Annotated in this window: 26 protein-coding genes; 19 read left to right on the forward strand and 7 right to left on the reverse strand. The window is 59.3% G+C overall.

Features of this window, described 5'->3' with window-relative positions:
- The first annotated feature begins 49 nt into the window (after positions 1-49).
- Genes yidC through rsmG form a run of 3 tightly spaced genes read left to right on the forward strand, consistent with a single transcriptional unit; the run spans position 50 to position 2,209 of the window.
- A complete protein-coding gene (gene yidC, locus L7A15_RS09450) occupies positions 50-1,021 on the forward strand; it encodes a membrane protein insertase YidC (RefSeq protein WP_237208985.1) in 972 nt (323 codons plus the stop codon).
- 21 nt (positions 1,022-1,042) lie between these two features.
- Positions 1,043-1,555 (forward strand): protein jag, encoded by a 513-nt coding sequence (locus tag L7A15_RS09455; RefSeq protein WP_237208986.1) that lies wholly within the window; start codon positions 1,043-1,045, stop codon positions 1,553-1,555.
- Positions 1,556-1,579: 24 nt separating this feature from the next.
- Positions 1,580-2,209, forward strand: coding sequence for a 16S rRNA (guanine(527)-N(7))-methyltransferase RsmG (rsmG, locus tag L7A15_RS09460; RefSeq protein WP_423817293.1), 630 nt, complete (start codon positions 1,580-1,582; stop codon positions 2,207-2,209).
- A gap of 68 nt (positions 2,210-2,277) precedes the next feature.
- On the opposite strand, the gene L7A15_RS09465 is transcribed toward rsmG, so the two are convergent.
- Positions 2,278-2,793, reverse strand: a complete 516-nt coding sequence (locus L7A15_RS09465) for a GNAT family N-acetyltransferase (RefSeq protein WP_237208988.1) — start codon at positions 2,791-2,793, stop codon at positions 2,278-2,280.
- A 161-nt stretch (positions 2,794-2,954) separates the two neighbouring features.
- Here L7A15_RS09465 and L7A15_RS09470 point away from each other — a divergent pair, with 161 nt between their 5' ends.
- Both L7A15_RS09470 and L7A15_RS09475 read left to right on the forward strand, forming a co-directional pair.
- Positions 2,955-3,953, forward strand: coding sequence for a ParA family protein (locus tag L7A15_RS09470; RefSeq protein WP_272878638.1), 999 nt, complete (start codon positions 2,955-2,957; stop codon positions 3,951-3,953).
- A gap of 152 nt (positions 3,954-4,105) precedes the next feature.
- Positions 4,106-5,188 carry a ParB/RepB/Spo0J family partition protein gene (locus L7A15_RS09475; RefSeq protein WP_237189731.1) on the forward strand — a complete coding sequence of 361 codons (1,083 nt, stop codon included), beginning with the start codon at positions 4,106-4,108 and terminating at the stop codon, positions 5,186-5,188.
- Positions 5,189-5,511: 323 nt separating this feature from the next.
- On the opposite strand, the gene L7A15_RS09480 is transcribed toward L7A15_RS09475, so the two are convergent.
- Positions 5,512-6,966: a glycoside hydrolase family 16 protein gene (locus L7A15_RS09480; RefSeq protein ID WP_237208989.1), complete on the reverse strand. Its 1,455-nt coding sequence runs from the start codon at positions 6,964-6,966 to the stop codon at positions 5,512-5,514.
- A gap of 984 nt (positions 6,967-7,950) precedes the next feature.
- Between L7A15_RS09480 and L7A15_RS09485 the strand changes: the two genes are divergently transcribed.
- Together L7A15_RS09485 and L7A15_RS10710 are read left to right on the forward strand one after the other, a co-directional pair.
- Positions 7,951-8,262 (forward strand): hypothetical protein, encoded by a 312-nt coding sequence (locus L7A15_RS09485; RefSeq protein ID WP_237212465.1) that lies wholly within the window; start codon positions 7,951-7,953, stop codon positions 8,260-8,262.
- A 181-nt stretch (positions 8,263-8,443) separates the two neighbouring features.
- Positions 8,444-8,575, forward strand: a complete 132-nt coding sequence (locus L7A15_RS10710; protein WP_272878636.1) for a hypothetical protein — start codon at positions 8,444-8,446, stop codon at positions 8,573-8,575.
- An 819-nt stretch (positions 8,576-9,394) separates the two neighbouring features.
- Here the strand turns inward: L7A15_RS10710 and trxA are convergent.
- From trxA to L7A15_RS09510, 5 genes are all read right to left on the reverse strand, one after another.
- Positions 9,395-9,715: a thioredoxin gene (trxA, locus tag L7A15_RS09490; protein WP_237189728.1), complete on the reverse strand. Its 321-nt coding sequence runs from the start codon at positions 9,713-9,715 to the stop codon at positions 9,395-9,397.
- A gap of 31 nt (positions 9,716-9,746) precedes the next feature.
- Positions 9,747-10,781: a thioredoxin-disulfide reductase gene (gene trxB, locus L7A15_RS09495; RefSeq protein ID WP_237208991.1), complete on the reverse strand. Its 1,035-nt coding sequence runs from the start codon at positions 10,779-10,781 to the stop codon at positions 9,747-9,749.
- A gap of 93 nt (positions 10,782-10,874) precedes the next feature.
- A complete protein-coding gene (locus tag L7A15_RS09500) occupies positions 10,875-12,101 on the reverse strand; it encodes a serine/threonine protein kinase (RefSeq protein WP_237208992.1) in 1,227 nt (408 codons plus the stop codon).
- 62 nt (positions 12,102-12,163) lie between these two features.
- Positions 12,164-13,840 (reverse strand): murein biosynthesis integral membrane protein MurJ, encoded by a 1,677-nt coding sequence (gene murJ, locus L7A15_RS09505; protein ID WP_237212466.1) that lies wholly within the window; start codon positions 13,838-13,840, stop codon positions 12,164-12,166.
- A 20-nt stretch (positions 13,841-13,860) separates the two neighbouring features.
- Positions 13,861-14,364, reverse strand: a complete 504-nt coding sequence (locus L7A15_RS09510; protein WP_237208994.1) for an NUDIX hydrolase — start codon at positions 14,362-14,364, stop codon at positions 13,861-13,863.
- Positions 14,365-14,455: 91 nt separating this feature from the next.
- Between L7A15_RS09510 and L7A15_RS09515 the strand changes: the two genes are divergently transcribed.
- From L7A15_RS09515 to L7A15_RS09570, 12 genes are all read left to right on the forward strand, one after another.
- Positions 14,456-15,862 carry a CCA tRNA nucleotidyltransferase gene (locus L7A15_RS09515; protein ID WP_237208995.1) on the forward strand — a complete coding sequence of 469 codons (1,407 nt, stop codon included), beginning with the start codon at positions 14,456-14,458 and terminating at the stop codon, positions 15,860-15,862.
- Positions 15,863-15,927: 65 nt separating this feature from the next.
- Positions 15,928-16,506, forward strand: coding sequence for a helix-turn-helix domain-containing protein (locus L7A15_RS09520; protein WP_237201080.1), 579 nt, complete (start codon positions 15,928-15,930; stop codon positions 16,504-16,506).
- A 119-nt stretch (positions 16,507-16,625) separates the two neighbouring features.
- On the forward strand, positions 16,626-17,636 hold the full coding sequence (locus L7A15_RS09525; protein ID WP_237208996.1) for an ABC transporter ATP-binding protein: 1,011 nt from the start codon (positions 16,626-16,628) through the stop codon (positions 17,634-17,636).
- Between the two features lie 2 nt (positions 17,637-17,638).
- Positions 17,639-18,523, forward strand: a complete 885-nt coding sequence (locus tag L7A15_RS09530; protein ID WP_237189184.1) for an ABC transporter permease — start codon at positions 17,639-17,641, stop codon at positions 18,521-18,523.
- 141 nt (positions 18,524-18,664) lie between these two features.
- Positions 18,665-19,990: a hypothetical protein gene (locus L7A15_RS09535; protein WP_237208997.1), complete on the forward strand. Its 1,326-nt coding sequence runs from the start codon at positions 18,665-18,667 to the stop codon at positions 19,988-19,990.
- Positions 19,991-20,000: 10 nt separating this feature from the next.
- Positions 20,001-20,354 carry a TM2 domain-containing protein gene (locus L7A15_RS09540; protein ID WP_237208998.1) on the forward strand — a complete coding sequence of 118 codons (354 nt, stop codon included), beginning with the start codon at positions 20,001-20,003 and terminating at the stop codon, positions 20,352-20,354.
- Between the two features lie 198 nt (positions 20,355-20,552).
- Positions 20,553-20,858 (forward strand): 30S ribosomal protein S6, encoded by a 306-nt coding sequence (gene rpsF / locus L7A15_RS09545; RefSeq protein ID WP_237189181.1) that lies wholly within the window; start codon positions 20,553-20,555, stop codon positions 20,856-20,858.
- Positions 20,859-20,947: 89 nt separating this feature from the next.
- Positions 20,948-21,616 carry a single-stranded DNA-binding protein gene (locus L7A15_RS09550; protein WP_237208999.1) on the forward strand — a complete coding sequence of 223 codons (669 nt, stop codon included), beginning with the start codon at positions 20,948-20,950 and terminating at the stop codon, positions 21,614-21,616.
- Positions 21,617-21,745: 129 nt separating this feature from the next.
- The gene (rpsR, locus tag L7A15_RS09555) at positions 21,746-21,982 is read left to right on the forward strand and encodes a 30S ribosomal protein S18 (RefSeq protein WP_237189179.1); all 237 of its coding nucleotides are present in this window, start codon (positions 21,746-21,748) and stop codon (positions 21,980-21,982) included.
- Positions 21,983-22,005: 23 nt separating this feature from the next.
- Positions 22,006-22,455, forward strand: a complete 450-nt coding sequence (rplI, locus tag L7A15_RS09560) for a 50S ribosomal protein L9 (RefSeq protein WP_237187011.1) — start codon at positions 22,006-22,008, stop codon at positions 22,453-22,455.
- A gap of 138 nt (positions 22,456-22,593) precedes the next feature.
- On the forward strand, positions 22,594-22,914 hold the full coding sequence (locus tag L7A15_RS09565; protein WP_237209000.1) for a hypothetical protein: 321 nt from the start codon (positions 22,594-22,596) through the stop codon (positions 22,912-22,914).
- 331 nt (positions 22,915-23,245) lie between these two features.
- A complete protein-coding gene (locus L7A15_RS09570) occupies positions 23,246-24,538 on the forward strand; it encodes a DUF418 domain-containing protein (RefSeq protein WP_237212467.1) in 1,293 nt (430 codons plus the stop codon).
- The last annotated feature ends 274 nt before the right edge of the window (positions 24,539-24,812 follow it).

The raw sequence follows: 24,812 nt of genomic DNA on the forward strand, positions 1-24,812 counted from the left end.
CTGACGTGCCCCAACAACCGGCTCACCACACCGAGCCAGGAAGAGAACCATGTTCGACATCATTCTCTGGCCCTTCAAATGGATCGTCTCAGCGATTCTCTGGGCATTCCACGAACTGTTCGCAGCCATCGGCATGGACCCCGCCTCCGGCACCACCTGGGTCCTCGCCATCATCGGCCTCACCATCGTCATGCGAACCCTCACCATCCCCCTCTTCATGAAGCAAATCAAGGCCATGCGCGGCATGCAGGAACTGCAGCCCGAACTCGCCAAGCTTCAAGCCAAATACAAGGGCAAAACCGACCAGCTCTCCCGCCAGGCCATGGCCCAAGAGCAAATGGCCCTCTACCGCGAATCAGGCTCCAACCCCCTAGCCTCCTGCATGCCCATCCTCGTGCAGATGCCCATCTTCTTCGGCCTCTTCCAGGTACTCAACGGCATTCCCGCCGCAGCAGCCAACAACGAGAGCATCCTCATGCTCTCCAACGACAAGGTAGAGCAGTTCAACAACGCCTACATCTTCGGCGCCCCCCTCTTCTCCACCATGCTGAACCCCGGCAACGGCAACCACGCCGCCACCATCATCATTGCCGCCATCATGGTTGTGCTCATGAGCGCCACCCAGTTCTACATCACCAAGCAGCTCTCGGTAAAGAACATGTCGGACGCCGCCAAGCAGTCCCCCATGTACCGCCAGCAGCAGATCATGCTCTACGTCCTGCCCCTCATCTTCGCGGTATCAGGCATCAACTTCCCCCTCGGCGTGCTCGTCTACTGGACCGTCTCCAACTTCTGGTCCCTCGGCCAGCAGTACTGGGTCATCAAGAATAACCCCACCCCCGGCTCCCAGGCCGAGCGTGAACTCAACGAACGCCGCGCAGCCAAGGGCCTGCCCCCCGTTGGCAAAACCAAGGAACAGCACGAAGCTGAACTCGAAGCCCAGCGTGAACGCGCTAACCGCGGCCAGCGCCAGCAGCCCATGAGCAAAAAACGCCAAAAGCAGCAGAAGAAAAAGAACTAGCCAGCAAAGGAGGAACACCCCATGACTGAAGCCCCCGAAACCCTCGACGAAACCCCCGCAGGCGCCTTTGAAGACGAAGGTGACATCGCCGCCGACTACCTCGAAGAACTCCTCGACATCGCCGACATCGACGGCGACATCGACATCGAAATCCGCAACGGCCGCACCTACCTCTCCGTCGTCACCGAAGACGGAAACACCGACGAACTCGACGCCCTCGTCGGCGACGACGGTGAAGTCCTCGACGCCCTCCAGGAACTCGTCCGCCTCTCCGTCCTTGCCGCCACCGGCCAGCGCACCCGCCTCATCCTCGACATCGCAGGCTACCGGGCAGACCGCCAAAAAGCTCTCGTCACCATGGCCGAAACCGCCATCGCCGAGGTCAAAGAAACCGGCGACGAAGTCCACCTCGAACCCCTGGGCTCCTACGAGCGCAAACTCATCCACGACATCGTCGCAGCAGCCGGTCTCTACTCAGAATCTGAAGGCGCCGGGGCAGACCGCCACATCGTCATCATGCCCGCAGAGGACTAAACCGTGAGCGAAACCAACACTGAAATCCCCGCGCTCGCAGGCCCCACCCTCGTCGCCGCCGACCAAATCTTCGGAGACCGCCTGCCCCTGGCAGAACGCTACGTCGAACACCTGGCCACCAGCGGCATCGAACGCGGCCTGATCGGCCCCCGCGAGGTTCCCCGCCTCTGGGAGCGCCATGTGCTCAACTGCGCCGTCGTCGAAGAGTACATCGAAGAAGGCGCCTCCGTGGCTGACGTCGGCTCCGGTGCAGGCCTTCCCGGCCTCTGCCTGGCCATTGCCCGCCCCGACCTCAAACTCACCCTGATTGAGCCCCTGGAGCGCCGCGTCATCTGGCTCACCGAGGTGGTAGACGACCTCGGCCTAGATAACGTGGACATCATGCGCTCCCGCGCTGAACAGGCCGTCGGGTACGTTGACGCTGATTACGTCACCGCCCGCGCTGTATCAGCTCTCGTTGGCCTGCTGGACATCACCCTGCCGATCCTGCGCGGCACCGGCCAGCTCCTTGCCCTCAAGGGCCGCAGCGCCGCCGAAGAAATCGACAAGGCCAAGAAGAAGCTCAACAAGTACGGTGCCCGCGACACCGAGATCCTGGTTGCTGGCGAGGGCCTCCTTGAAGAGCCCACCACTGTTGTGCGAGTAACCCTCTAGGATTATCCGCCTCAGGACGAAAAGCCCGGCTTCCCCTGCAGAGGGGAAGCCGGGCTTTTGTGTGGGTTTTAGTGGGGGAGTCGTCGCAAAATAAACTCAAAGTCCCGGGTCTTTCCCACCTCAAAGTAGTAGTCGCCCACGCGCTCGAAACCGTAGCGCTGGTAGAGGCGCTGAGCCCCATAGTTTTCAGACCAGACCCCTAGCCAGAGGGTTCTTTGGTGATTGTCTTTCAGGAGCCACTGGAGGGCCTGCTCCAGGAGTTGGGAGCCTAGGCCCTGCCCCTGGTGGTTAGAACGCACGTAGAGCCGCCTGATTTCCCCGTCAGCTTCTGAGAGCTCGGGGTGGGGGAGGTGGGCGCTGCCAGCTACTACATAGCCGATGAGGCTGCCCTCCTGTTCAGCCACCCAGATGCCATAGTCGGAGCTGGTGATCTCATGGGTATAGCCTTCTTCTGTATACGCCTCGGCAAGGTAGGCGGCTAAATCTTCAGGCGGGTAGTAGGTGAAGGTTTCAGAGAAGGTCTCAGCAGACAGGACGGCCAGTTCGGCGGCGTCGGCGGGAGTGGCAGGGCGAATGGTTGTCATGATTCGTGATTATAGTCGGCCGCCGTGTTTCACGTGAAACATTTTATAAACATTCTACATGCATTGTTTATCTGTAGATGGTTGGTGTGAAGCAGGGGAACGGGTAGTCTTGTAGGGAACAGCAATCTGAGCAAACCCCAGGGGAGAAGCCCGTGCCCACTATGCCTACCATTCCTGATTTTGGACTCCCACCCGAACCGCTTGCCGCATCCAGTAAGCCAGATAAAGGCTCTGCCGTTTCACGTGAAACGCTAGAAAAACTGGGCCGCTCAGATGCCGCAGCCCTGTCTGAAAGCCCCCTGGGCCAGCAGGTCGCCAGCGCCCGCAAACAGCTCAACGAACTAACCAATCGAACCCTGAGTCGTCCCCGCGAAACCCGCATCTTTACAATCTCCAACCAAAAGGGCGGGGTCGGTAAAACCTCCACCGCCGTCAACCTGGCAGCAGCACTCGCAAGCCGGGGCATGAACGTCCTCGTCATTGATAACGACCCCCAGGGGAACGCCTCAACTGCCTTAGGCATCGAACACGGTGTAGACGTCCCCTCGACCTACGATGTGCTCATCAACGACACCCCGCTCGCCGATATCGTCAAGCCCTGCCCCGACCTAGAAAACCTCTGGTGCGCCCCCGCCAACATTGACCTCGCCGGTGCAGAAATTGAGCTGGTCTCCATGATGGCGCGTGAAAGCCGACTTGCTACAGCAATCGCGGACTACGCCGCAGCCCGGGAAGCTGCCGGCCAGCCCCGCCTGGACTACATCTTCATTGATTGCCCTCCCTCCCTCGGGCTGCTGACTATCAACGCCTTCTGTGCCGCCCGCGAGGTCCTCATTCCAATCCAGTGCGAGTACTACGCCCTAGAGGGCCTGAGCCAGCTGCTCAAAAATATCACCATGATCCAGAAGCACCTGAACCCCCACCTGGTCATCAGCACGATCCTTCTGACCATGTACGACGGCCGCACCAACCTGTCATCGCAGGTCGCTGACGAAGTGCGTGAGCACTTCCCCCATCAGGTCCTCTCAACCTCCATCCCGCGCTCGGTGCGTATCTCTGAGGCGCCCAGCTACCAGCAGACCGTCATTAGCTATGACCCTGCCTCACCCGGTGCCATCGCCTACCTCAAGGCCGCAATTGAGATCGCAGAAAAAGCATAAACAGTAGATAAAGGTAGTTCTTCTCGATATTTCCCCATAAAGGGCCCAGAAAAATTCCGTTCCCAGCACAGCGCCGGGGACGGAATTTTTGTTCGGGTTTCAAGGTTTTCTCTACTAAACTGGGGGAGGACTACACGACGATGGAGGAAGCCATGGCAGAAAAAAAGCGAGGACTCGGACGCGGCTTGGGGGCCCTTATTCCGGAAAGCACCCTGGCTCAGCCTCAGGACGAGCTGGACCTGGGCGTTGAGGCTCCCGCAGTAAAGAGGGGCGTCAAGAAGCCGGTTTCACGTGAAACATCAAAGAAGAAGCGGGCAGATATGGGTGCCGCCCTGCGCTCTACCACCGCCTCCCGCCGTCCAGTTGATTTCTTCTTTGGCGACGAGACCGCCGCAGCTGGTGATGGCCTGGTGCCCGTTCCCGGTGCAGATTTCGCCACCCTCAACGTCACCGACATTCACCCCAACCGCAAGCAGCCCCGAACTGACTTTGACGAGCACGACATGCAGGAGCTCGTCCATTCCATCAAGGAAATCGGCATTCTGCAGCCGATCGTGGTGCGCCCCAGCCGTGAAGACGGGGAGCAGAAATACGAACTGATTATGGGTGAGCGTCGTTGGCGAGCAACCCAGCGGGCCGGACTCACCACCATTCCCGCCATTATCCGTGACACCCAGGACGAAGATCTGCTGCGCGATGCCCTCCTGGAAAACCTGCACCGCTCCCAGCTCAACCCCATCGAAGAAGCTGCCGCCTATCAGCAGCTTCTTGAGGAATTCGGTACCACCCAGGAGCAGCTAGCCCAGCGGATTGGCCGTTCCCGTCCTCAGATTTCCAATACTATCCGTTTGCTTAAGCTGCCTGCCCTGGTGCAGCGGCGTGTTGCTGCAGGTACCCTGTCTGCTGGCCATGCCCGTGCCCTGCTGGGTTTGAAGAAGGCAGCTGATATTGAGACCCTGGCCCAGAAGATCGTCAATGAAGGCCTCTCGGTGCGTGCGGTAGAAGAGCTGGTGGCGCAGACTCCTGACGCTGGCCCTGCCAAGACCCGCACGGCCCCTAAGGTCCAGAGCCACACTGAACGGTTAGATTACCTCGCTGATGCCCTGGGTGACTACCTCGATACCAACGTCAAGATTAACCTGGGTGCCCGCAAGGGCAAGGTGACCATAGAATTTGCCTCGGTTGAAGACCTCAACCGGATTATTGATCTCGTCAACCCCAGCCTTAAGAAGTAGCCTCACCGCTTCCCTCGACCAGGACGACGCGGCCCCCACCTTGATCGGTGGGGGCCGCTTTTTCTTGGTCGTGGTTGGGGAGTCTACCCCTGCTGTGCGGACGTCCCCATACCCTGCCTGGGGTGCGAAAGTCGGTGGGCGTCGTCCTTGTTTCACGTGAAACATTAGGCGCTGCAGTGCCTACATAAAGCGAGAGCCTACCGCACCCAAACAGCGGTAGGCTCTCATTCCCAGATGAGCTCGGTGAGCTCTTCAAGCAGGGGGCTTAGGCCCCGAATCTGCCTGTAACAAATCCTTCCCAGGGGATTTGAAATCTATGCGGCTTACTTGCCGGTGTATTCCCAGACGCGGACGTAGTCAACCTCAACGGCGCAGTCAGCGGTGGTGGAGGCCAGGCCGCCCCAGTAGGCGTTGCCTGCCTGCATGCAGAGGCGGATGTTGAACTTCTCGCCCTTGGGCAGGGCTGCCTGGTAGCGGGGGTCTTCAGAGGAGACGAAGAGGTACTCAACACCGTCGAAGAAGAACTTGATACCAGCAGGGGTCTTCTCGATAGCCCAGGTGTGGTATTCGTCTGCCAGGTTCTGGCCGAGGACGGGGATCATCGCTGACTTCTTAGCGGTGTTGCCCTGCTGCTGGCCGTAGTGGACGGTGCCTTCTGAGCGGTTGGAGATGTCAACCTTCTGCTTGCCGGAGGTGTAGCCGTAGGACTCGGAGATGTCGATCTCGCCCAGGAGGGAGGTCTTGTCGGGGCGCATCCAGATGCCGCCCCAGGCACCGATGTGCTCAACGGTGGAAGCAGGCTGCTTGGCGCGGTATTCCAGGCGGAAGTACTCGGAGGAGAACTTGCCCATGGTGTCGATGTAGCCGGTGCCCCATTCGCGCAGCTTGCCGTCCTTGTAGGTGACGGGGGTAGCCAGCTTCTTGAGCCAGATCTTGGCTGAGGAATCGCCCATGGTGACGGCTTCCTTGAGGTTGACGCCGGAGTCGTAGTTCAGGTACTTCTTATCGCGGACGTTCCACTTGGTGCCGTCGATGGCACCGTTGTTGAAGTCGTCTTCGAAGATCATCTTGCCCCAGCCAGCGGCGGTCAGGGAGCCGCGGTGCTCGCCCCAGTTGTCAGCCTTAGCGGCGGTCAGCTCAATGGCGTGGGTTGCGGGAGCGGTCTTGCCTGCGTAGACGGAGGCAGCGGTGCCGACGCCTGCGGGGGTGGAGGTGAATGGGACGTTGTTATCGTCGAAAATCAGGTTTTCTGCTACACCATTGACGATGGCCTGGGCAACGAGGCGGGTTGCGCGGACGGAGAGGGCCAGGTCGAAGGAGAAGGTGCCGGCGGGTGCCTTGGCGGCCAGAATCTTCTGGGCCAGGACGGTGGTGCGTCCTGCCATGGTGCGCTCGATGATGAGGCGCAGGCGTCCGGCATTGTTGAGCTCGATGAGAGCTGCGTAGTTGTTGCGGCCGTCGGTGGTGCGGCGGGCGTGGACACGGGTGTAGATGGCGCCGGTTGCAGGACGGGAGGTGGTGAAGGTGGCTTCCACTAGAGCGTCTGATGCCTTGAGGCCTGCAGCGGTGAAGGTTGCTGCGTTGGTGAAGGCCTGGGCGAAGGGGGAGGTGTAGTTGACGTCTGCCAGGGGGACTACACGCATGGTTCCTGACTTGAGGTTGGCACCGTTGAGGGGGGTTGCGACGGTGGCTGCTTGGGCTGACTGGGTGGTCAGTGCGACTGCTACTGCGGTTGCGGCGGTCAGGGAGAGGAAGTTGCGACGTGATACGGAGATCATGGTTTGGGTTTCGCTTTCAGTTGTTTGGGTGGGAGGTTCTGGGTGGAACCTTTTGGGGTGTTGGGTGGTTGCCTTGGGGAGGCTTCCGGGGTGACCCCTTGGGGAGGGGTCTCAAGAACTTGGGGAGTTCTTGGTGCTGGCTCCTGGGTGGGAGCCTCGGGGCTTTGGGGTTTGCCCCGTCGTGCTTCGGTAGATAACTTTACGGACGTTTGGGGGACAAGACAAGTCAAATGGGGGACAAAATTGATACTTTCACGCGAAAGTTAAAATGTTTTACCATGTCAAGCCATTGTTATCTGGTGGAAAAATTTTTTGAAGATTTTTTGAATCTTGTCCCCTAAAGTGCATTATTTGGACAAAATACGCAACAATGAACAGATAAAAGAGTTACCTGGGTGGATGTGGGGACAGGGTTTGGGGTGGTTTTGACTCCCCTGGTGGGGGACAGTGAGGCAAATGGTTGGGATATTTGTCCCCTAAAAGTTGCTGACTAGGTTATTTGCCCCCTTTCGGCCCCGCCTTGTCCCCCATTTTTACTTCCTGGGGGTGTGTTGTCCCCCTGTTTTTCAGCTTTACCTATCCTTTCTGTGGTCCCCTGGGGGTCCTGGTGGGCCTGTGGGGGTTTGTCCCCCTATATGTCCCCCTTTTGTCCCCTAAAGCTGGTTGGGTTCCCGGATGAGGGCTTGGTTTTTGATGGGGGTGGAAGGTGGAAAAAGCCCCAGGCGGCTTTCTGCGGGCCGAATAGGACGGGAGTGGGTAAATACTTCAGGAGGGGCTTGTTTGGCCCGGAGAGGGGCTTCTGTGGGGGCGATTTTTAGGGGCGGGACGCAAAATATGTATAAAAATACCGTATAGGATGCCAGGTGGGGTGAGCTTTGTGGCTCTTAGCAGGTGTGAGCTGCCCTGGGGGATTTTGCTCTTGCGGGGCGCTTGTGGGCCCTGCCGTTAGACTGGGGTAAACCAGTACAAGAGGAGGTTATAGTGATGTCCCTGCAGGCCATGGATCCGGTGTTTATTGAGATTTTTGGATGGAGCTTTGGTGTCTTCCTCCTGCTGATTCCCTGGGGTCTTTGGGCTCTTGTTGTGAAGAAAAGGGTTCTGGTGAGCTCTAGGAAGGGGGATAAGGTTGGCGGACGGGCCTCGATAGGGCAATCTGCTGACGGTTTGGGGGAGTCTCTGCAACCTTTTGGTTCTGTTGTTGCTCCTGGGCGGTCTGCGTCCTATGAAAAGCCGGTAGATAGCTCAAGATCGACCTCCCTGGTGCATGAACCGAATCAAGAAGATCCCCTCCCATAGGTAAGCCCTGGGGGCTTCCCCATCACTTATAGGCCCCCTGGCTCCCCTGTTTCACGTGAAACATGCCCCTAGTTTGCTAGGGGCGTGGGCTTCTGTTCCTCTGCGTTTCTGCCTTCTGTTCAGGGTTTAGAGAATTCCAGAAAGGCAAGTGCTAAATACTAGAATAAAGCAAAGAAATTAAATGAATACTCCCCTCGGGGAGTTTATTTTTATCTTACAAAAAGATGTTAAGTATATTCTTCTTGTCTTTATAAGGGGAGGGGAAGTGGGTGGAAAAAGTGGCGTGGGGAAACGACTCAAGGGTGGAGGGTGAGATGTGAGAATAATTGGCAATAAGAAAAATTGATGTATAAAAAATCATTGAAGAAAGGAAAAATAATTTTGTTCTAAGAAATAAATTGGAAATCAGTGATTAGCAGTATAAATTGCCTCTAATAATGCACATTTAAGGGGGTAGCTCGAAGGGGTGTAAAAATGGTGATTAGTATGCAAAATCAACCCCTTGAGCGTTTTTTCGAACCTTTCTCGGACTGGTGGCCAAGGTTTCTCATAGTGTCTTGTGGCTGAGATATCTTGGTGTTTAGGTGAATGTTTGGGGTTTGAGAGTCTGGATATGGGGTGTCACCTTTTGGGTATAGGAATAGAAAATTCTTTGAGTTGGGTACCTTGCAGGATAGCTAATTTGGGTGGATGGCAAGAATTTAAAATAAATAAACATGGTATTTTAAGGAAAATACAGGAATGCTAATTGAGTCTAGCTAATTCTATATAACCCATCAAGGTTTTGAAATGTATTTATTATTTTGCATTTGCCAGGTTCTCTCTGAATAAAATTCTATATTCTAGCTTTATCTATGGGTGGGTGTAGGTAGGGTGGTGCGTGGTGTTAAATTGAGAAAACTGTTGCACGCATGCACCACCTGTTGCGTGTGCGCAACATTATTAGTGGTCACCTTCTCCTGTTTCACGTGAAACGTCACCTGTCCTCCTGCCCCTAGCCTTACGGCCTGGCATAAGCCCTAGAGGAGCGGAATGCACACAAGCCCCTCAGATTGCTCTGAGGGGCTTTATGGTCGGTTTCTAGATAAGAACCCGCTTCCCGTGGGGCTAGGCCCTCATAGGGGCTCGGGGCCTACTTGAGGAACTCTGCGAATTCCTGTTCCAGGGCAGCCTTGGGCTTGGCGCCGACGGTCTGCTTGGCAACCTCGCCGTCCTTGAAGACGTAAATCGCAGGGATGGAGGTAATGCCGTACTTCATGGCGGTGGCGGGGTTGTTCTCAACGTCCAGCTTGAGAACCTTGACCTTGTCGCCGTACTCTTCGCCCAGCTGGTCGATGATGGGGCCAACCATGCGGCAGGGGCCGCACCATTCTGCCCAGAAATCAACGATAACGGGCTTGTCTGACTTGAGAACTTCGTCAGCGAAAGTAGCGTCAGTAACCTGAGCTGCCATAATGATTTTCCTTTTCTCGGGGGTGAAAAATTTAGAGGGATTCCAGGTAGTGCTGGGCGTCGATAGCGGCGACGCAGCCTGACCCGGCGGCGGTAATAGCCTGGCGGTAGGTGGGGTCGATGACGTCGCCGGCGGCAAATACGCCGGGGACGGAGGTGCGGGAGGAGCGGCCGTCGACGGCGATGGTGCCGGCTTCGGTGAGCTCCAGCTTGCCCTCGACTAGGGCGGTGCGGGGGTCTGAGCCGATAGCAACGAAGACGCCTTCAACGTCCAGCACAGACTCTTCGCCGGTTTTGACGTTGGTCAGGGTCAGGCCTGAGACCTTGTCGTCGCCGTCAATGGTCTTAACGACGGAATCCCAGATGACCTCAATCTTCTCGTGGGCCAGGGCCCGCTGGGCCATGATTTCTGAGGCGCGGAAGGAGTCGCGGCGGTGAACCAGGTAGACCTTGGAGGCAAAGGAGGTCAAGAACAGGGCTTCTTCCAGGGCTGAGTCGCCGCCGCCGATCACAGCCAGGGCCTTTTCCTTGAAGAAGAAGCCGTCACAGGTTGCGCACCAGGAGACGCCGTGGCCTGAGAGGCGGGCTTCGCCGTCCACGCCCAGCTTGCGGTACTCGGAGCCGGTTGAGAAAATCACGGTCTTGGCCAGGTGAACTGACCCGTCGGTCAGAATGACCTTCTTGATGTCGCCGTCCAGTTCAACTTCAGCGACGTCCTCGTAGCGAATGTCAGCGCCGAAGCGTTCTGCCTGGGCTCCGATGTTGGTCATGAGCTCAGGGCCCTGGATGCCTTCAATGAAGCCGGGGAAGTTCTCAACTTCGGTGGTGGTCATGAGGTCGCCGCCGGGGGAGATGGAGGACGCGAATAGGATGGGCTTGAGGTTGGCGCGGGCCGTGTAGATGGCGGCGGTGTACCCTGCCGGGCCTGAGCCCACAATAATGACGTTGTGGACGGTCTGGTCGGCGGTTTCGGTTGCTGCAGCAGGTGCGGTGTCAGGGGTGGCGCCTGCCAGGTTGAGGCCGGCTGCTGCGCCGCCGAAGAGGCCGCCGAGTGCTGAGTCGGTCATGGTGCTCCTTTGAGTGGGTGAGACGTGATCTTGTGCAATATAACGGCGGGTGGGTGGGTCTTATTCCCACCCACCCGCCGGTAGGGCTAAAACTTATTTGACGCTGATTTCAGCTAGGCGCAGGCCGAAGGGGAAGTTCCCGACGATGGGCTGGGTGAGCTGGGGGGCGCTGGTGAACTGGACGATGATGTACTCGGTGTTGCCGTCCTGGACGTCCTTGTTGAGTTCAACGGTGGTTTCACCGGGGTTGGCGAAGGTGCCGGATCCGATTTCTTTGGCGCCGTCGATAGAAGCGGAGGATGAAGCGAACACCTTGAAGGCGCCGCCGGTTCCTGAGATCTGGTTGATAGTCAGGGAATTGACGGTGGTTGCTTGATCGAGCTTGGCGGCCAGGTAGAAGGAGTCGGTGAGGCCACCGAAGTTAGCTGAGCCGAAGGCCAGGGAGATCCAGTGGGTTTCGGGGTTGCCGTCGGTGATGGTGCCGAGGAGGGCGTCGCTTTCAGCCATGAGGTTGGGGCTGGAGGGGACGGTGCGGGTGAAGTTGCCGTCCAGTTTGGGGGCTGGGAGCTTTTTTTCTTCGGTGGGGGTGGGGGACGGTGTGGGGGTTTTGGTGGCCTGGGCTTTTTGGGTGGGGGCGGCGGTGGTGCGGCCGAAGGCCTCCTGGGAGGCGTCAGAGTCGACCATGGCGCCAAGGCCAGTGAAGGCTACGCCTGCTGCAATGACGAGCAGGAGGATGGCTGCGATGCCGATGGCCCATTTGCCGCCGTTGCGTTCGGGTGATTCTTCGCCTTCGTAGTAGCCGTCTTGTTCGGCGTCGTATTCTTCGAATTCGTCCTGGGGGACGGTTTCGATGGTGCGGGTTGCGCTGATGGGGGCGGTGGTGCCGGCGACTGCCGCAGTGCCTGCGGCGGCTGCGGGGCTTGTGTCCTTTGCCCGGACGTAGGTGTTGGGGGCGCTCATGGGCCCGGTGTCACCGAAGATCTCTTCGCCGAATTTTTCGGAGGAGCCGGAGTCTGAGTCGGTCAGCAGGGCGTCGAGGAGGACGTCGGGGCGGGCGTGGGAGGTGATGAGGTAGGTGCTGTCGCCGGTGTTGCCGAGGTCGAGTACCTGCACGTTGGAGCGGGAGAGGGCCGGGGATTTGCGGGCGTTGGCAACCAGCAGACGGTTGTGGGCGGGGTCTGCCACGACGATGGATACTTTGCGGGAGAGTACTTGGTCGAGGCCGTCGAGGACCTGGTCGCCGCTAGCGGTGGTGAGGACGTGTGCGGTGACCTTGTAGCGGTCGCCGAGCATGGTGCTCAGAGGGATCTGCTGTGTCAAAGGGGTAGCCTCCCATGCGGAAAGTAAGGTGGGTGATTGCGTCTGGTATCTGATATTACCTGTTAGCTTGCGGTGGTGCGGCGCCGGGCGCCGAGTTTGCCCAGAATTGGGGACATGAGGGTGTCGAGTTCTCGGACTCTGAAGAGTAGGAGCATGGCGTAGTAGGCGAGGCCCATGACGAGGCCGCCGACGAGGACGGTGATGAAGGCGCTTGTGCGTGAGGCCCAGGCGAAGCCGTCGAAGGTGTATCCGCCGAGGAGGTAGAGGGCTGCGACGCCTGCGAGTCCGGCTCCGAGGGAGGCGAAGGAGACGCGGGCGTGGGTTGAGATGATGTCTGCGACGCCGTAGTCGCCGAGGCGGCGGGTGAGGACGCGGTGGCTGAGGTAGACGGCCAGGACGTTTTGGAGGGCGTAGGTGAGGGCTAGGCCGTAGATGATGTGTTGGGGGGCGAGGCGGGAGGCGGTGAAGCCGAGGGCGATGATGACGATGGCTGAGATGAGTTGGATGTAGAAGGGGGTTTTGGCGTCTTCTTGGGAGTAGAAGACGCGGGTCATCATGAAGGCGATGGTGAGGAAGGGGCCGCCGAGGGCGATGACGGTGATGGTTTGGCCGATGACGGCGCCTGCCTGGGGGGAGCCGCCGCCGAAGACCATGCCGATGGGGCCTGCGAAGATGATGAGGGCTACGGCGCAGAAGATGGTGGCGATGGAGGCGGTGCGTAGGCCGGAGGAGAGGGCTGCGGCTACCGTGGTGTGGTCGTCATCCTGGGAGGCGGCGGACATTCGGTTGAAGAGGACGGTGGCGATGGAGAGGCCGATAACTCCGTGGGGGAGGGAGTAGAGCATGGAGGAGTAGTTGAGAGCCTGCACGCCGGGGATTTGGATTCCTGCAGCGAGGAATTCTTCGCGGGCTCCGACGACGTCGGCGGCTACCTTGGTGAGGTACATGAAGGCGAGGTTGGAGATGACGCCGGTGGCCAGCGTCCAGCCTGCGAGGTGGGCTGCGGTGCTGAGTCCGATGCCGCGCCAGCCGAATTTCGGGCGGAGGGTGAGCCCTACTTTTCGCAGGGGGATGAAGAGAATGAGGGCCTGCAGGGCGACGCCCAGGGTTGCGGAGCCTGCCAGAACGAGGGTTTGGGTGGACGTCCAGCTGTCGAGGTTGTGGAAGGGCGGGTTGCTGGTGACGTCCTGGGGGCCGAAGGCGAAGATGAAGAGGATAAGGGCGGCGATGGCGACGACGTTGTTGAGGACGGGTGCCCACATGTACCAGCCGAAGGCCCCGCGGGCGTTGAGGACCTGGCCCAGGACGGTGTAGAGGCCGTAGAAGAAGATTTGGGGGAGGCACCAGAGGGCGAAGATCCAGCCGAAATGCTGCTGCTCGGGTGTCCATTTGCTGCCCATGACGGTAATGATGGGCCAGGAGAAGAGCAAGACCACGGCGGTTACTGCCGCGATACCGCTGACTGCCAGCGTCACCAGCCGGGAGACGTAGTCGGAGCCGCCGTCGTCGTGCTTGGCGGCCTTGATAATTTGCGGCACCAGCACAGCGTTAAAAATGCCGCCAGCTACCAGGACATAAATCAGGTTGGGTAGGGTGTTGGCGGTTTCAAAAATGTCGCCCACGGTGGTGGTGGCACCTAAGGCGACGGTGATGAGGAAGGTTTTGACGAAGCCTAGAACCCTAGAGACCAGGGTACCTGCGGCCATGATCGCGCTGGAGAGAGCACCGGAACGTGCCACGGGAATCCTTATCTACTTAGTTAGGTGAGCTGGTGAATGATGTATTCACGGGCGATTTCAGCAATGCGCCGCTCATTGGGGAAGGAAAGTTTGCGGCCCAGGTCGTCGATATTGACCCAGGCGACGTCGACGGCTTCGTGGTCGGGGTCGTTCTCTGTGGTGAGTTCACCGCCGGTGGCCGAGAAGAGAAAGTGGTGGACGGTCTTGTGGACGCGGTGGCCTGACACGTTGAACCAGTAGTCGATGGATCCCAGGGAGGTGATGACGTCGCCGGCGATTCCGGTTTCTTCTTCGATTTCGCGGGCTGCTGCCTGGGCTTTGGTTTCGTCGCCTTCGGGGTGGCCTTTGGGGAGGCACCATTCGAGTCTGCCGCCGCGGTTGACGCGGGCGATGATGGCAACGGGGAGGTTGCGGTCATCGAAGTTGACGATGACGCCACCTGCTGAGACCTCCTCTACCGTGGGCATGGCAGCAACGGGCGTGAAAGCCCGCCTCTTGGGTGCCCGGGGAATAGGAAAAGTCATGTCTCTACCTTAACCGATAGAGCAGGGTGTGTGTTTAAATGCGGGGGTGTAAGTGGTAACTTGTGTGGTTTGCTGGCACGATTGAAGGGTTATGGCGCATGTTTTTGATACTTCTCTCATTCATCCCGTCGCTTTAGAGGCGGGTGAGTTGTTTGCTCGGGCTGGTTTTGAGCTGGCCCTGGTGGGTGGTCCTGTTCGTGATCTTTTCTTGGGGGAGTCCTCGGTTGATTTGGATTTCACGACGAATGCGACCCCTGATGAGACCTTGGCTGTTGTGGACGGCTGGGCGGATGCTACCTGGGAGATCGGTAAGGAGTATGGCACCATCGGGATCCGGAAGGGGAACGAGATGGTGGAGATTACGACTTACCGGGCTGAGAAGTATGATCCTGAGTCTCGTAAGCCGGTGGTGGCTTTTGGTACTGATTTGAAGGAAGATCTCTTCCGCCGCGACTTCACCATCAACTCGATGGCTCTGCGCCTGCCCTCCCTTGAACTGGTTGACCCCTTTGGGGGCCAGGAGGACCTGCAGAAGGGTATTATCCGCACCCCCGGCACCCCGCAGGCGTCCTTCTCTGATGACCCGCTGCGCATGATGCGGGCTGCCCGCTTCGCCTCCCGCCTGGATATTGATCTGGCCCCCGAGGTCTTTGAGGCCATGGTCGATATGGCCGACCGTATTCAGATTATTTCGGCTGAGCGGGTACGCGATGAGCTGGTCAAGCTCATCTGCGGTGTTGCCCCCCGCCGCGGCGTTGATCTGCTCGTGGAGTCGGGGCTGGCGTCCTTTGTACTGCCTGAAATCCCGGCCCTGAAGCTGGAGGTTGATGAGCACCACCGCCACAAGGACGTCTACCAACACTCCCTGACCGTCATGGAGCAGGCTGCCGCCCTTGAAACTGACGCGGATGGCGCTGTGCCCGGCCCCGACTTCGTCCTGCGCTTTGCTGCCCTCATGCACGATATCGGCAAGCCCGCCACCCGCAAGTTTGAGAGCAATGGGGCTGTGAGCTTCCTGCATCATGACGTGGTGGGTGCCAAGCTCACCAAGAAGCGTATGCGCGAGCTACGCTTTGACAACGACACCATCAAGGCTGTGGCCCGCCTGGTCGAGTTGCATATGCGCTTCTACGGCTACGGGGACGCTGGCTGGACGGACTCTGCGGTGCGCCGCTATGTGCGCGACGCCGGGGACCTCCTAGAGCGCCTGCACCGGCTGACCCGGGCGGATGTCACCACCCGCAACAAGCGCAAGGCCAACCGCATCGCGTCCGCCTACGACGACCTTGAACGCCGCATCATCGAACTGGCCGAGCAGGAGGAGCTGGACGCGATCCGTCCTGACCTGGACGGCGAAGAAATCATGGCGATTCTGGGCATCAAACCCGGCCCCCAGGTGGGGCAGGCCTACAAGTTCCTACTCAACCTACGCCTGGACGAAGGTGCCCTGGGCAAGGAAGAAGCCACCGCCCGCCTGCTGGAGTGGAGCAAAAAGTAAGGCCAGAAACTTAGGTATAAGTGTATAGCCTTATATATGAATATATAAGGCTATACACTTATCTTATGTTTGTTCTGACTGTTGACCAGGTGGGTTCATCTGGTGATAAGGATCGAATTCCCGACCTCTTTGCCCTTGTCGATGGGCTAGAGAGCGGTGGTGCCCCAGTCCGTCCATTCCAGCGCACCGCAGGTGACGAAGCCCAGGCGGTGTTCGATGATCCAGCTGCTGCGCTTGTAACCGCTCTTGCCCTGGTGCGTACCGGTCACTGGTACGTGGGCATAGGGGAGGGCCCCGTAAACCTCCCGCTACCTGCAGAAACTCGGGCAGGGGCCGGGCCTGCCTTTGAGTACGCCCGCAGAGCGGTTGAGCGGGCTAAAAAAACAAGAGGACGCTGCTGTTTCGCTGGGTCTGTAGCGGTAGCTCAACTGGTTGATAGAGCCCTGAGCCTGCTCGCCCGTCTTGAAATAGACCGGCAAGAAACCCGCCAGCAGGCAGGAGAAATGGCTCGTCAGGGGTTGTCTCAGAAGCAGATAGCTGAAAAACTTGGGATAAGTCAGTCTGCCGTGAGCCAGCGGCTCAGTGAGGGCTACTGGTCTGAAACACGAGCCCTGATAGACGAACTGGTAGAGATCCTGCGGTAGTCCATATATCTGCTCCATTCCTAAGGTGTATGAAGAACTCATCCCGTAGACTGATGTTTTCTTTAGCCTGACCCCCTAGTGTTAAAAGTGGAACAGTCACACATACCAAGGGGAGACCCATGCTCGAGGTCAAAAACCTCACCAAGAAATACGGCGCGAAAACCGCCGTCAACAACATCAGCTTCACCGTGCCCAACGGCAAAGTCACCGGCTTCCTCGGCCCCAACGGGGCAGGCAAGTCCACCACCATGCGAATGCTCGTGGGACTCGAAAACCCCACCTCAGGCAAGGCCCTCGTCGACGGCCAACCCTACCGTTCCCTCAAAAGCCCCCTGACCTCCGTCGGTGCCCTGCTCGACGCCAAGGCCATGCACCCCGGACGCTCCGGGGCGGCCCACCTGCGCTCGCTGGCGCTGACCCACGGCATTCCCAAGAAGCGCGTCGACGAAGTCATCGAGATGACCGGCCTGGCTGCCGTCTCCAAGAAAAAAGTCAAGGGCTTCTCCCTCGGCATGGGCCAGCGCATGGGTATCGCCGCCGCCCTGCTCGGCGACCCCCAAAACATCATCCTGGACGAACCCGTCAACGGCCTCGACCCCGAAGGCGTCATCTGGGTCCGCAACCTCGCCCGCCACCTGGCCTCAGAGGGCCGCGCCGTCCTCATCTCCTCCCACCTCATGAGCGAAATGGCCCAAACTGCCGACGACCTCATCGTCATCGGACGCGGCCGGGTCCTGGCTAACTGCTCCATGGAAGAGTTCCTCGCCATCGGCGACTCCAACAAGGTCCTGGTCCGCACCGACGCCCGCGACGCCTTCGCAGCGACCCTCACCGGGGCAGGCCACAGCTTCACCCCCGTCGACACCGACGGCCTCATGGTTGAGCAGGCTGACGCCCGCGCCCTGGCCCAGCTGGCTGCCCGCACTGACGTCCTGCTCCACGAGCTGACCCCCCAAAAGTCCACCCTTGAACAGGTCTACATGAACATGACCCGCGACGAGGTCGAATACCACTCAGCCGAGTTCACCCCCTCCACCGGCCAGGACGGCGCCGCCCCGGCGCTCGCAAGCCCTGCAAGTGGCCCTGCAGCCCCCTGGACCCAGACTTCAACCGACGCTAAGGAGAACTAATCATGACTGCTACCCTTTCTGCTCCTGCGTCAGCCTCCCAGTTCGCTGGGCGCAAGCTCTCCTTCTTGGGGGTTATGCGGTCTGAGGCCCTGAAGTTCCGTACCCTGACCACTAACTGGGTGATGACCCTGGTGTTGGCAGTGGTGATGGTGGGTATGGCCCCCCTCTATTCCCTGGTGCTGAACTCTATGATGGACAGCCCGGAGCTCATGGCCCAGGCTGAGCAGGGTATGGCGTCCACTAATGCTGGTATTGAAAGTATTACCAATATGGCATATGCCCTAGGTGTTTCAGGTATTGACATGGCAAATATGCTGATTGCTTCAATTGCTGCGGTCTTCATCGGGTCTGAATATGCCACACGGTCTATTCATACCTCTATGACCGTTGTGCCTCGTCGCAGCACCCTCTACCTGGCAAAAATCCTGGTCATTTCCCTCTACGCTTTCGTCATCGGCTTTGCTCTGGCTGCGATTGCTTTCTGGGTTGGCTACCCGGTACTGGATGAGTCTATCCGTGAGGCGCTGGAGATGAACTCTGGCCTGCTGATGAACTGGGTCGCCGCAGGTATCTACTTCATGTTTATGTCCTGGATGGGCTTTGGCTTCGGTGCCCTCTTCCGCAATAACGCCGGCGGTATTGTGCTGGTGGTTTTCCTGCTTCTGATTCTGCCCATTATTGCCAGTATTTTTATGGGTCAGTTTGAGTGGGTGGCGGACGCCTTCAACTACCTGCCGTCAGGTCTGGGCCGGGTTATTTTGACCTATAACCTGAGTGAAGATGCCGACCTAGGCTACCTGGAAGGTGGCGCCTGGTTTGCCCTGTGGGCAGCTGTGCCTGCCCTGTTGGGTTACCTGCGCTTTACCCTGACGGACGCCCGCGGCTAGGTTCCGTACGTCCAGTCAGGGGGCGGGGGTTGGTCATCACCCCCGCCTGCCGTGACTGCTGAGATCGGTGGGGTGGGGTCCTCGATAGCAAGGAGGGCCGGTGCTCCACCGGTTTCTACTTTTAACCGTAGAATGAAGAGTATGGTCAGGAACACAGAAACCGGTGAAGAGGCTCCCCGCCGCTCCCGCTCTCATGCGCCCAATGACCATGCCAAGGAAGGGTTGAGCACTTCCATTCACAAGGTCACAAAATTTTCTGAGCAGGTCGGCGAGCTTGGTGAGCTTGTTGGTGACCTCACGGGGAAGATGGGGGACTTCACGGGCAAGGCAGCTGGGATTCTCACCAGTCATGACGCCAGGATCGTCCGTATCCGGCTTTCCCTAACCGCCCTGCTAGTCACCTTCCTTGCCCTGGTCGTTGCTGCCGTCGGTAATTATTACTCCCTGCCGCACACTCCTGAAGAGACTGTTGACCGTTACCTGGCTGCCCAGGTGCGCGGAGACTACACCTCCAGTATTAACCGGCCCGCCTACGGCTTTGGAAGCACCTACCTGACCAACGCCATCTATAGTGCCGCAGAAGGCCGCCTTGAAAGCTACACCATCACTGGAACCCGCATCGACGGGTTGGGTTCGGCCCAGGTTGGTGTCGAAGCAATGGTTGATGGGAACAAGCACACCTTCACCCTGCCTCTCACCCTCGAACCCCGCACCGGCCCCTTCAATGATCTGTGGGTGATCTCCACCCCCACCCATGCAGCCCTCACCCTGACCGCCCCGGTGGCCCTCGCGTCCCTCCGGGTCAATGACCAGCCCCTCACCCTGCCCGTTACCCGCCGCACCACCGACCACAACGGGTACAACTGGTCAATTCCCACCCCGCCGGGCACCTACACCTTCTCCCTGCCCGCTCACTCCTACTACACCCTGGGATCCCCCAGCCCCTCCATTACGATTCCCTTCCCCGGCGAAACTGCCGACCTGACCGACCAGCACCTCACCCTGGACGTCCGCCCCTCCCCCCGCATGTGGAGGGAAGCGAACGACCTCGTCACGGCTTGGCTAGAACGCTGTGAACGGTCCCGCAGGCTCGAATCCCCCGGCTGCCCCACCGCCCAGCTCCACGGAGCAGATTCCACCGAAACCATCCGCAACGTCCGCTGGGACCTCACCAGCCGCCCCGCCTTCGTCCTCGAACAAGACCCCAAAAAACCAGACACCTGGCACGCCAGCCGATACCGGCCAGCAACCTTTACCGTCACCTACACCGCTGACGGTCAAGCCCAACGAGAAACCATCGATTTTTTCATCAACGCTGAGATAGTCTCAGATGGAACCTCAGCAGATATCCGTGTCGGTTTGGGTGGACAAGAAGAAACCGAGGCGCAAATGCGTCAGGCTGAAGCAACTGAAGACGCCACCCCCATCACCCTCGAACAAGTAGCTGATAACGAGACCAACCGCTAGGCAGGAAACCATGTCTGATCAACCCCAGCACTACCAGCCCACCTACATCAACAATCCCGGCCGAGCCAGCAGCTTCGCCCAGGGCCAGCCGGTCTACATCGTGCAGGCCAAATCAACCCTGGTTGCCTACCTGCTCTTCATCTTCCTCTGGTGGCTCGGGGCCCACAAGTTCTACCTGCGCCAGCCGTTCATGGGTGTCTTCTACATCCTCGGCAACCTCATCGCAGGCGGTATCACCGCCGCCGTGCCCTTCATCGGCTGGATCTTCTACATCCCCCTGGTCATCGTCATGCTCTGGGACCTCTTCACCATTCCGGTGCGCGTCGGCTTCCTCAACTCCCTGATGAGTCGCCCCCGCTACTAGGGAACCTACACCCAGCCCCGAGCGTGCTGTGAACAACACCGAATATTCCCGGCAAACCCTGCCCAAACCGGGCGTCCTGCGGTAAAGTTGGTGGAGTCTGTGCTGGTAGCCCGGCCAACACCCGAGGCCCCGCAGACAGTACGTAATCTCCTGCTATGGAAATCCCATAGCCGCTTAGCCCAAAGGAGGGGTTTAATCATGCGTGCATACGAACTGATGGTTATCCTCAACCCCGAGGTAGAGGACAAGGCTGTAGAGCCCACCCTCACCAAGTTCCTCGAAGTTGTCACCAAGGACAACGGCACCGTTGACAACGTGGACATCTGGGGTCGCCGTAAGCTCGCTTACGAAATCCAGAAGAAGTCCGAAGGCATCTACGCCGTCGTCAACTTCACCTCAACCCCCGAGACTGCAGCTGAACTGGACCGCGTTCTGAACCTGAACGAATCCGTCATGCGCACCAAGATCATCCGCCCGGAAGATCAGCAGATCTCCTCCAAGTAAATGTTTGAGCTGGGAGCCTGACCCCTAAAAATGTCAGACCCCCGTGCAACACTTCAAATACTTACACTTTCTACGACTGGAGGCTTCACATGGCTGGCGATACCGTCATTACCGTTATCGGTAACCTGACCGGCGATCCTGAGCTCCGCTTCACCCCCAACGGTGCAGCAGTAGCGAACTTTACGATCGCTTCAACTCCCCGCAACTTCGACCGCGCGTCCGGCGAATGGAAGGAAGGCGAAACCCTCTTCCTACGCGCCAGCGTCTGGCGTGAAGCTGCAGAGAACGTCGCCGAGACCCTCAAGAAGGGCATGCGCGTCATCGCGCAGGGCCGTCTGAAGTCTCGCTCGTACGAAACCAAAGAAGGCGAGCGTCGCACCAGCATGGAGCTAGAGATCGAGGAAATCGGTCCCTCCCTCCGTTTTGCGTCCGCTAACGTCAACCGCAACCAGCGTTCCGGTGGCAACTTCGGTGGCGACCAGTTCGGCGGCGGTTACAGCGCTCCCGCTGGCAACGGCTACAACGCCGGTGGCCAGGCTGGCTACGGCGGTGCAGGCTACGGCCAGCAGCAGGGCGGCTACAACGCAGCCCCCGCCCAGCAGGGTGGCTACGCTGCGGCACCTGCCCAGCAGGCCCCTGCAGCACCCGCCCCCCAGGCAGCCCCTGCTCCTGCCGCTCCGGCAGCTGACCCCTGGGGCCAGCAGTCCGGCGGCAACTACGACTGGGGCTCAAGCGCTGACGACGAACCCCCCTTCTAAGCCGGTTACAGGGCACCTGCCCTGATACCGCACGAAGGGAAGGGCAAACGTCCTTCTTTGAACCAAGACAAATAATCACCCATCCCGCGGCATAACCCGCGGGCTCCCACCAGAAAAAGGAGCACCACGATGGCTAAGGCTGAACTCCGTAAGCCCAAACCCAAGCAGAACCCCCTGAAGGCTGCTGACGTTACCGTTATCGACTACAAGGACGTCGCACTTCTGCGTAAGTTCATCTCCGACCGCGGCAAGATCCGTGCCCGTCGCGTCACCGGCGTAACCGTTCAGGAACAGCGCAAGATCGCTCAGGCAATCAAGAACGCCCGCGAAGTTGCACTGCTGCCCTACTCAGGCGCTGGCCGCTAAAGAGAGAAGGAGAGTAGAAGAACATGGCTAAGATCATTCTGACTCAGGAAGTCACCGGCCTCGGTGCCGCTGGCGACGTTGTAACCGTCAAGGACGGCTACGCCCGTAACTACCTGCTGCCCCGCGGCTTCGCAGTCACCTGGACTGTAGGCGGCGAAAAGCAGGTTGAGTCCATCCGTGCAGCCCGCGCTGCTCGTGCCAAGGCTAACCTTGAAGAAGCAAAGGCAACCGCAGCTGCTCTGGCAGCTAAGCCCGTTGTTGTTGCTCACAAGGCTGGCGCTGACGGCCGCCTCTTCGGCACTGTCAAGGCTGAGCATGTTGCTGACGCCATTGAGGCTTCAGGCGCTGGCTCCGTTGACAAGCGTGCGATCAACCTCGGTTCCGCTATCAAGCGCACCGGCGTTTACACCGTTTCCGTGCGCCTGCACGAAGACGTTGTAGCCAACGTTGAGCTGGACGTTGTAGCTGAGTAATTCCGTTTAGGGTTATTCGCTAGGCTTCTAGCAGCATGAGGACGCCCCGTTCCCCCTTGGTGGGGGAGCGGGGCGTCTGTGCGTGTGCGGACGGCGGTGGGTTAGGGTTTGCCGGTAGTTTTTGGCATGCTAGAGGGTATGGCTTTAGATGAGACTGGTTCTAGGAAGAAACTGCCGCAGAGCACCCAGATGCTAGTTGCAGCTGCGGTGACTGAGGCAGTGGCTGTGCTGGCCCTGGTGTTGGCGTTTGTGGTGAATGTTGGCTCCCCTTCTGCCGTGCTGGCGACCTTCTTGGGGTTTATGGGGCTTTCGGTGATTGCTGCGACGCTGGCTTTTATTCTGGCCCTGGTGGGCTTGGTTCGGTTTTCCCGGCATAGCGTGTGGTTTCTCGTTGTGATAGCTGTCTCGGTGTTGGCTAATCCGGTGCTGTGGTTTTTCTTGATTGGCTATTTCTCCTAGGGGGAGCCGGGATGTTGGGTGCCTGCCCGGGGGCGCTGGTGGTTGGCCCTGCCGTCGTCCGCAAAAATACCCAGCTTGCTCCCAGGTAACTTAAAACCCAATTCAAGCCTAGTGCGGTTATATAGAGGTAACAGCTCGAAAGGCTACAAGAAGCGATTGTGTGTGTGCTTCCTGCACCGGGTAATGCTGAACCCGGTTGTTCTAGTGATGGCGAGACCAGTATGGGGGTCTCGCCATCAGTCTTTTTAAGCTTTTTCATTCGCCTGGGGGAGGGACCCGGGTCTTGTTTTTATTAGGGTGGAGGTAGAGTGTCCGCTTGTGAAAGGTAGCTATGGAGCGTCAGCCTCATCGTCCGATTCCCCTGCCCGCGTCGCCGTCCTCCGCGCCGTCGCCTGTGCCGTCCCCCGCGCCGTCGCCTGCGCCGTCGCCTGTGCCGAGGGCCCCGCGTCTGATTGTGCCTGATTTGGCCCGCGGGCTCATGCTGTGGGGTATTGCGGTGGCTAATGTGACCACAGCCTGGGTGGTGTTTGCCGGTGGCCCGGCTTCCCTGACCGGGCGGGTGGTCGATGATAGTTTTTGGGACAAGCTGACCATCATGTTCACCACGTCTTTCGTGCATGCCCGTGGCTTCCCCATGTTCTCAACCCTGCTGGGTTTCGGGGTGGGGCTCATTGCAGCTAGCCTCTACCGGCGTGGCTACCCGCTACCCAAGGCCCGCGGGGTGATTGCCCGCCGCTACGGTATGCTGGCGATTTTTGGCGCCCTACACATGGTCTTTCTCTTCTGGGGCGATATCATGCTGGCCTACGGCTTGATTGGCTTGTTCATGGCCTGCCTGATCGCGGTGCGCACCAGGGTTCTGCTCTGGGTGGCCGGGTCGCTGTTTGCTGTGACTAACCTGGTGGCCTTGGGCGGGGTGCTCTTGCTTGAGTCGGTGCTTGGTGCCGGGCAGGTTCAGGAGCTCCTGAACGGCGGTAGCGGTGGCCTGCTGCCCATGACGAGCTATGGGTCGGTTCTGCTCAACGGGGGGCTGGTGCTGTTCTCTACCCTGTTGGGTATCCCGCTCCAGGGTTTCATGCTGCTGCCTCTGATGATTCTGGGGTTTGTGTTGGCGCGGGAGGGTGTGCTGGCTGACCCGGCCCGTCACCGCCGCGTCCTGGCCTGGTTGGCCGGGGTGGGCTTGGCCGCCGCCCTGGGTACCGGTGTTCCTGCCGGGCTTGAGGCCCTGGGCCTGCTGCCTACCGGTGTTTTCGGGGTGCTCACGATGACCCTGGGGGTTCTGGGTGGCCCGGGCTTTATTGCCCTGCTGGCGCTTGTCTTTGCCGGGGTGCAGGAGCGGGTAGCTGCTGGTGCGCCCGTCCCTGCCCCGCTTCGGCCCCTGATTGCCCTGGGTAAGCGGTCTATGACCGGCTATGTGTTGCAGTCGGTGATTTTCTTGGCCGTCTTCGGCAGTTTTGCCCTGGGGCTTTTTGCGGACGCCGGTGCCGCCCTGCTCCTGCTGGTCGGCACAGCTGGGTGGCTGGTGACGGTCCTGGTGGCTGTGGCCCTTGAAGCGGCGGGCAAGCCCGGCCCGCTTGAGGCCCTGCACCGCAGGTTGTCCTACGGTAAGGGTGGGCTGCTCTAGCAGGACGCCGGGGCCCACCTACCCGGGTGTAGGGGCCCGGCGGTTCCCCCTTTGTCCACATTCCCAGCTGGCACACAGGAAAGGCTTATCAGAGCTTAAGAAGAGTCAGCCATACTAGAGGTACAAGGTTCGGAAGAGCTTGATCCACTGTAGTGGCTCTGCTGAATCTCAAGAAAGCAATAGTGTGTGTTTCTTGCAAGGGTATGCGTACCCGAAGTGTAAATGTGTGTGTATGGACGAGGCCGGGTCGGGGGACCCGGCCTCGTCGCTTTAA

The organism is Rothia nasimurium, from assembly GCF_928391935.1.
GTDB lineage: Bacteria > Actinomycetota > Actinomycetes > Actinomycetales > Micrococcaceae > Rothia > Rothia nasimurium_D.

What these genes read in the sequence shown, in the direction of transcription:
- yidC (WP_237208985.1), top strand. Translation starts at nt 50, where the DNA reads ATGTTCGACATCATTCTCTGGCCCTTCAAATGGATCGTCTCAGCGATT.
- L7A15_RS09455 (WP_237208986.1), top strand. Translation starts at nt 1,043, where the DNA reads ATGACTGAAGCCCCCGAAACCCTCGACGAAACCCCCGCAGGCGCCTTT.
- L7A15_RS09465 (WP_237208988.1), bottom strand. Translation starts at nt 2,793, where the DNA reads ATGACAACCATTCGCCCTGCCACTCCCGCCGACGCCGCCGAACTGGCC.
- L7A15_RS09470 (WP_272878638.1), top strand. Translation starts at nt 2,955, where the DNA reads ATGCCTACCATTCCTGATTTTGGACTCCCACCCGAACCGCTTGCCGCA.
- L7A15_RS09475 (WP_237189731.1), top strand. Translation starts at nt 4,106, where the DNA reads ATGGCAGAAAAAAAGCGAGGACTCGGACGCGGCTTGGGGGCCCTTATT.
- L7A15_RS09480 (WP_237208989.1), bottom strand. Translation starts at nt 6,966, where the DNA reads ATGATCTCCGTATCACGTCGCAACTTCCTCTCCCTGACCGCCGCAACC.
- L7A15_RS09485 (WP_237212465.1), top strand. Translation starts at nt 7,951, where the DNA reads ATGTCCCTGCAGGCCATGGATCCGGTGTTTATTGAGATTTTTGGATGG.
- L7A15_RS10710 (WP_272878636.1), top strand. Translation starts at nt 8,444, where the DNA reads ATGAATACTCCCCTCGGGGAGTTTATTTTTATCTTACAAAAAGATGTT.
- trxA (WP_237189728.1), bottom strand. Translation starts at nt 9,715, where the DNA reads ATGGCAGCTCAGGTTACTGACGCTACTTTCGCTGACGAAGTTCTCAAG.
- trxB (WP_237208991.1), bottom strand. Translation starts at nt 10,781, where the DNA reads ATGACCGACTCAGCACTCGGCGGCCTCTTCGGCGGCGCAGCAGCCGGC.
- L7A15_RS09510 (WP_237208994.1), bottom strand. Translation starts at nt 14,364, where the DNA reads ATGACTTTTCCTATTCCCCGGGCACCCAAGAGGCGGGCTTTCACGCCC.
- L7A15_RS09515 (WP_237208995.1), top strand. Translation starts at nt 14,456, where the DNA reads ATGGCGCATGTTTTTGATACTTCTCTCATTCATCCCGTCGCTTTAGAG.
- L7A15_RS09520 (WP_237201080.1), top strand. Translation starts at nt 15,928, where the DNA reads ATGTTTGTTCTGACTGTTGACCAGGTGGGTTCATCTGGTGATAAGGAT.
- L7A15_RS09525 (WP_237208996.1), top strand. Translation starts at nt 16,626, where the DNA reads ATGCTCGAGGTCAAAAACCTCACCAAGAAATACGGCGCGAAAACCGCC.
- L7A15_RS09530 (WP_237189184.1), top strand. Translation starts at nt 17,639, where the DNA reads ATGACTGCTACCCTTTCTGCTCCTGCGTCAGCCTCCCAGTTCGCTGGG.
- L7A15_RS09535 (WP_237208997.1), top strand. Translation starts at nt 18,665, where the DNA reads ATGGTCAGGAACACAGAAACCGGTGAAGAGGCTCCCCGCCGCTCCCGC.
- L7A15_RS09540 (WP_237208998.1), top strand. Translation starts at nt 20,001, where the DNA reads ATGTCTGATCAACCCCAGCACTACCAGCCCACCTACATCAACAATCCC.
- rpsF (WP_237189181.1), top strand. Translation starts at nt 20,553, where the DNA reads ATGCGTGCATACGAACTGATGGTTATCCTCAACCCCGAGGTAGAGGAC.
- L7A15_RS09550 (WP_237208999.1), top strand. Translation starts at nt 20,948, where the DNA reads ATGGCTGGCGATACCGTCATTACCGTTATCGGTAACCTGACCGGCGAT.
- rpsR (WP_237189179.1), top strand. Translation starts at nt 21,746, where the DNA reads ATGGCTAAGGCTGAACTCCGTAAGCCCAAACCCAAGCAGAACCCCCTG.
- rplI (WP_237187011.1), top strand. Translation starts at nt 22,006, where the DNA reads ATGGCTAAGATCATTCTGACTCAGGAAGTCACCGGCCTCGGTGCCGCT.
- L7A15_RS09565 (WP_237209000.1), top strand. Translation starts at nt 22,594, where the DNA reads ATGGCTTTAGATGAGACTGGTTCTAGGAAGAAACTGCCGCAGAGCACC.
- L7A15_RS09570 (WP_237212467.1), top strand. Translation starts at nt 23,246, where the DNA reads ATGGAGCGTCAGCCTCATCGTCCGATTCCCCTGCCCGCGTCGCCGTCC.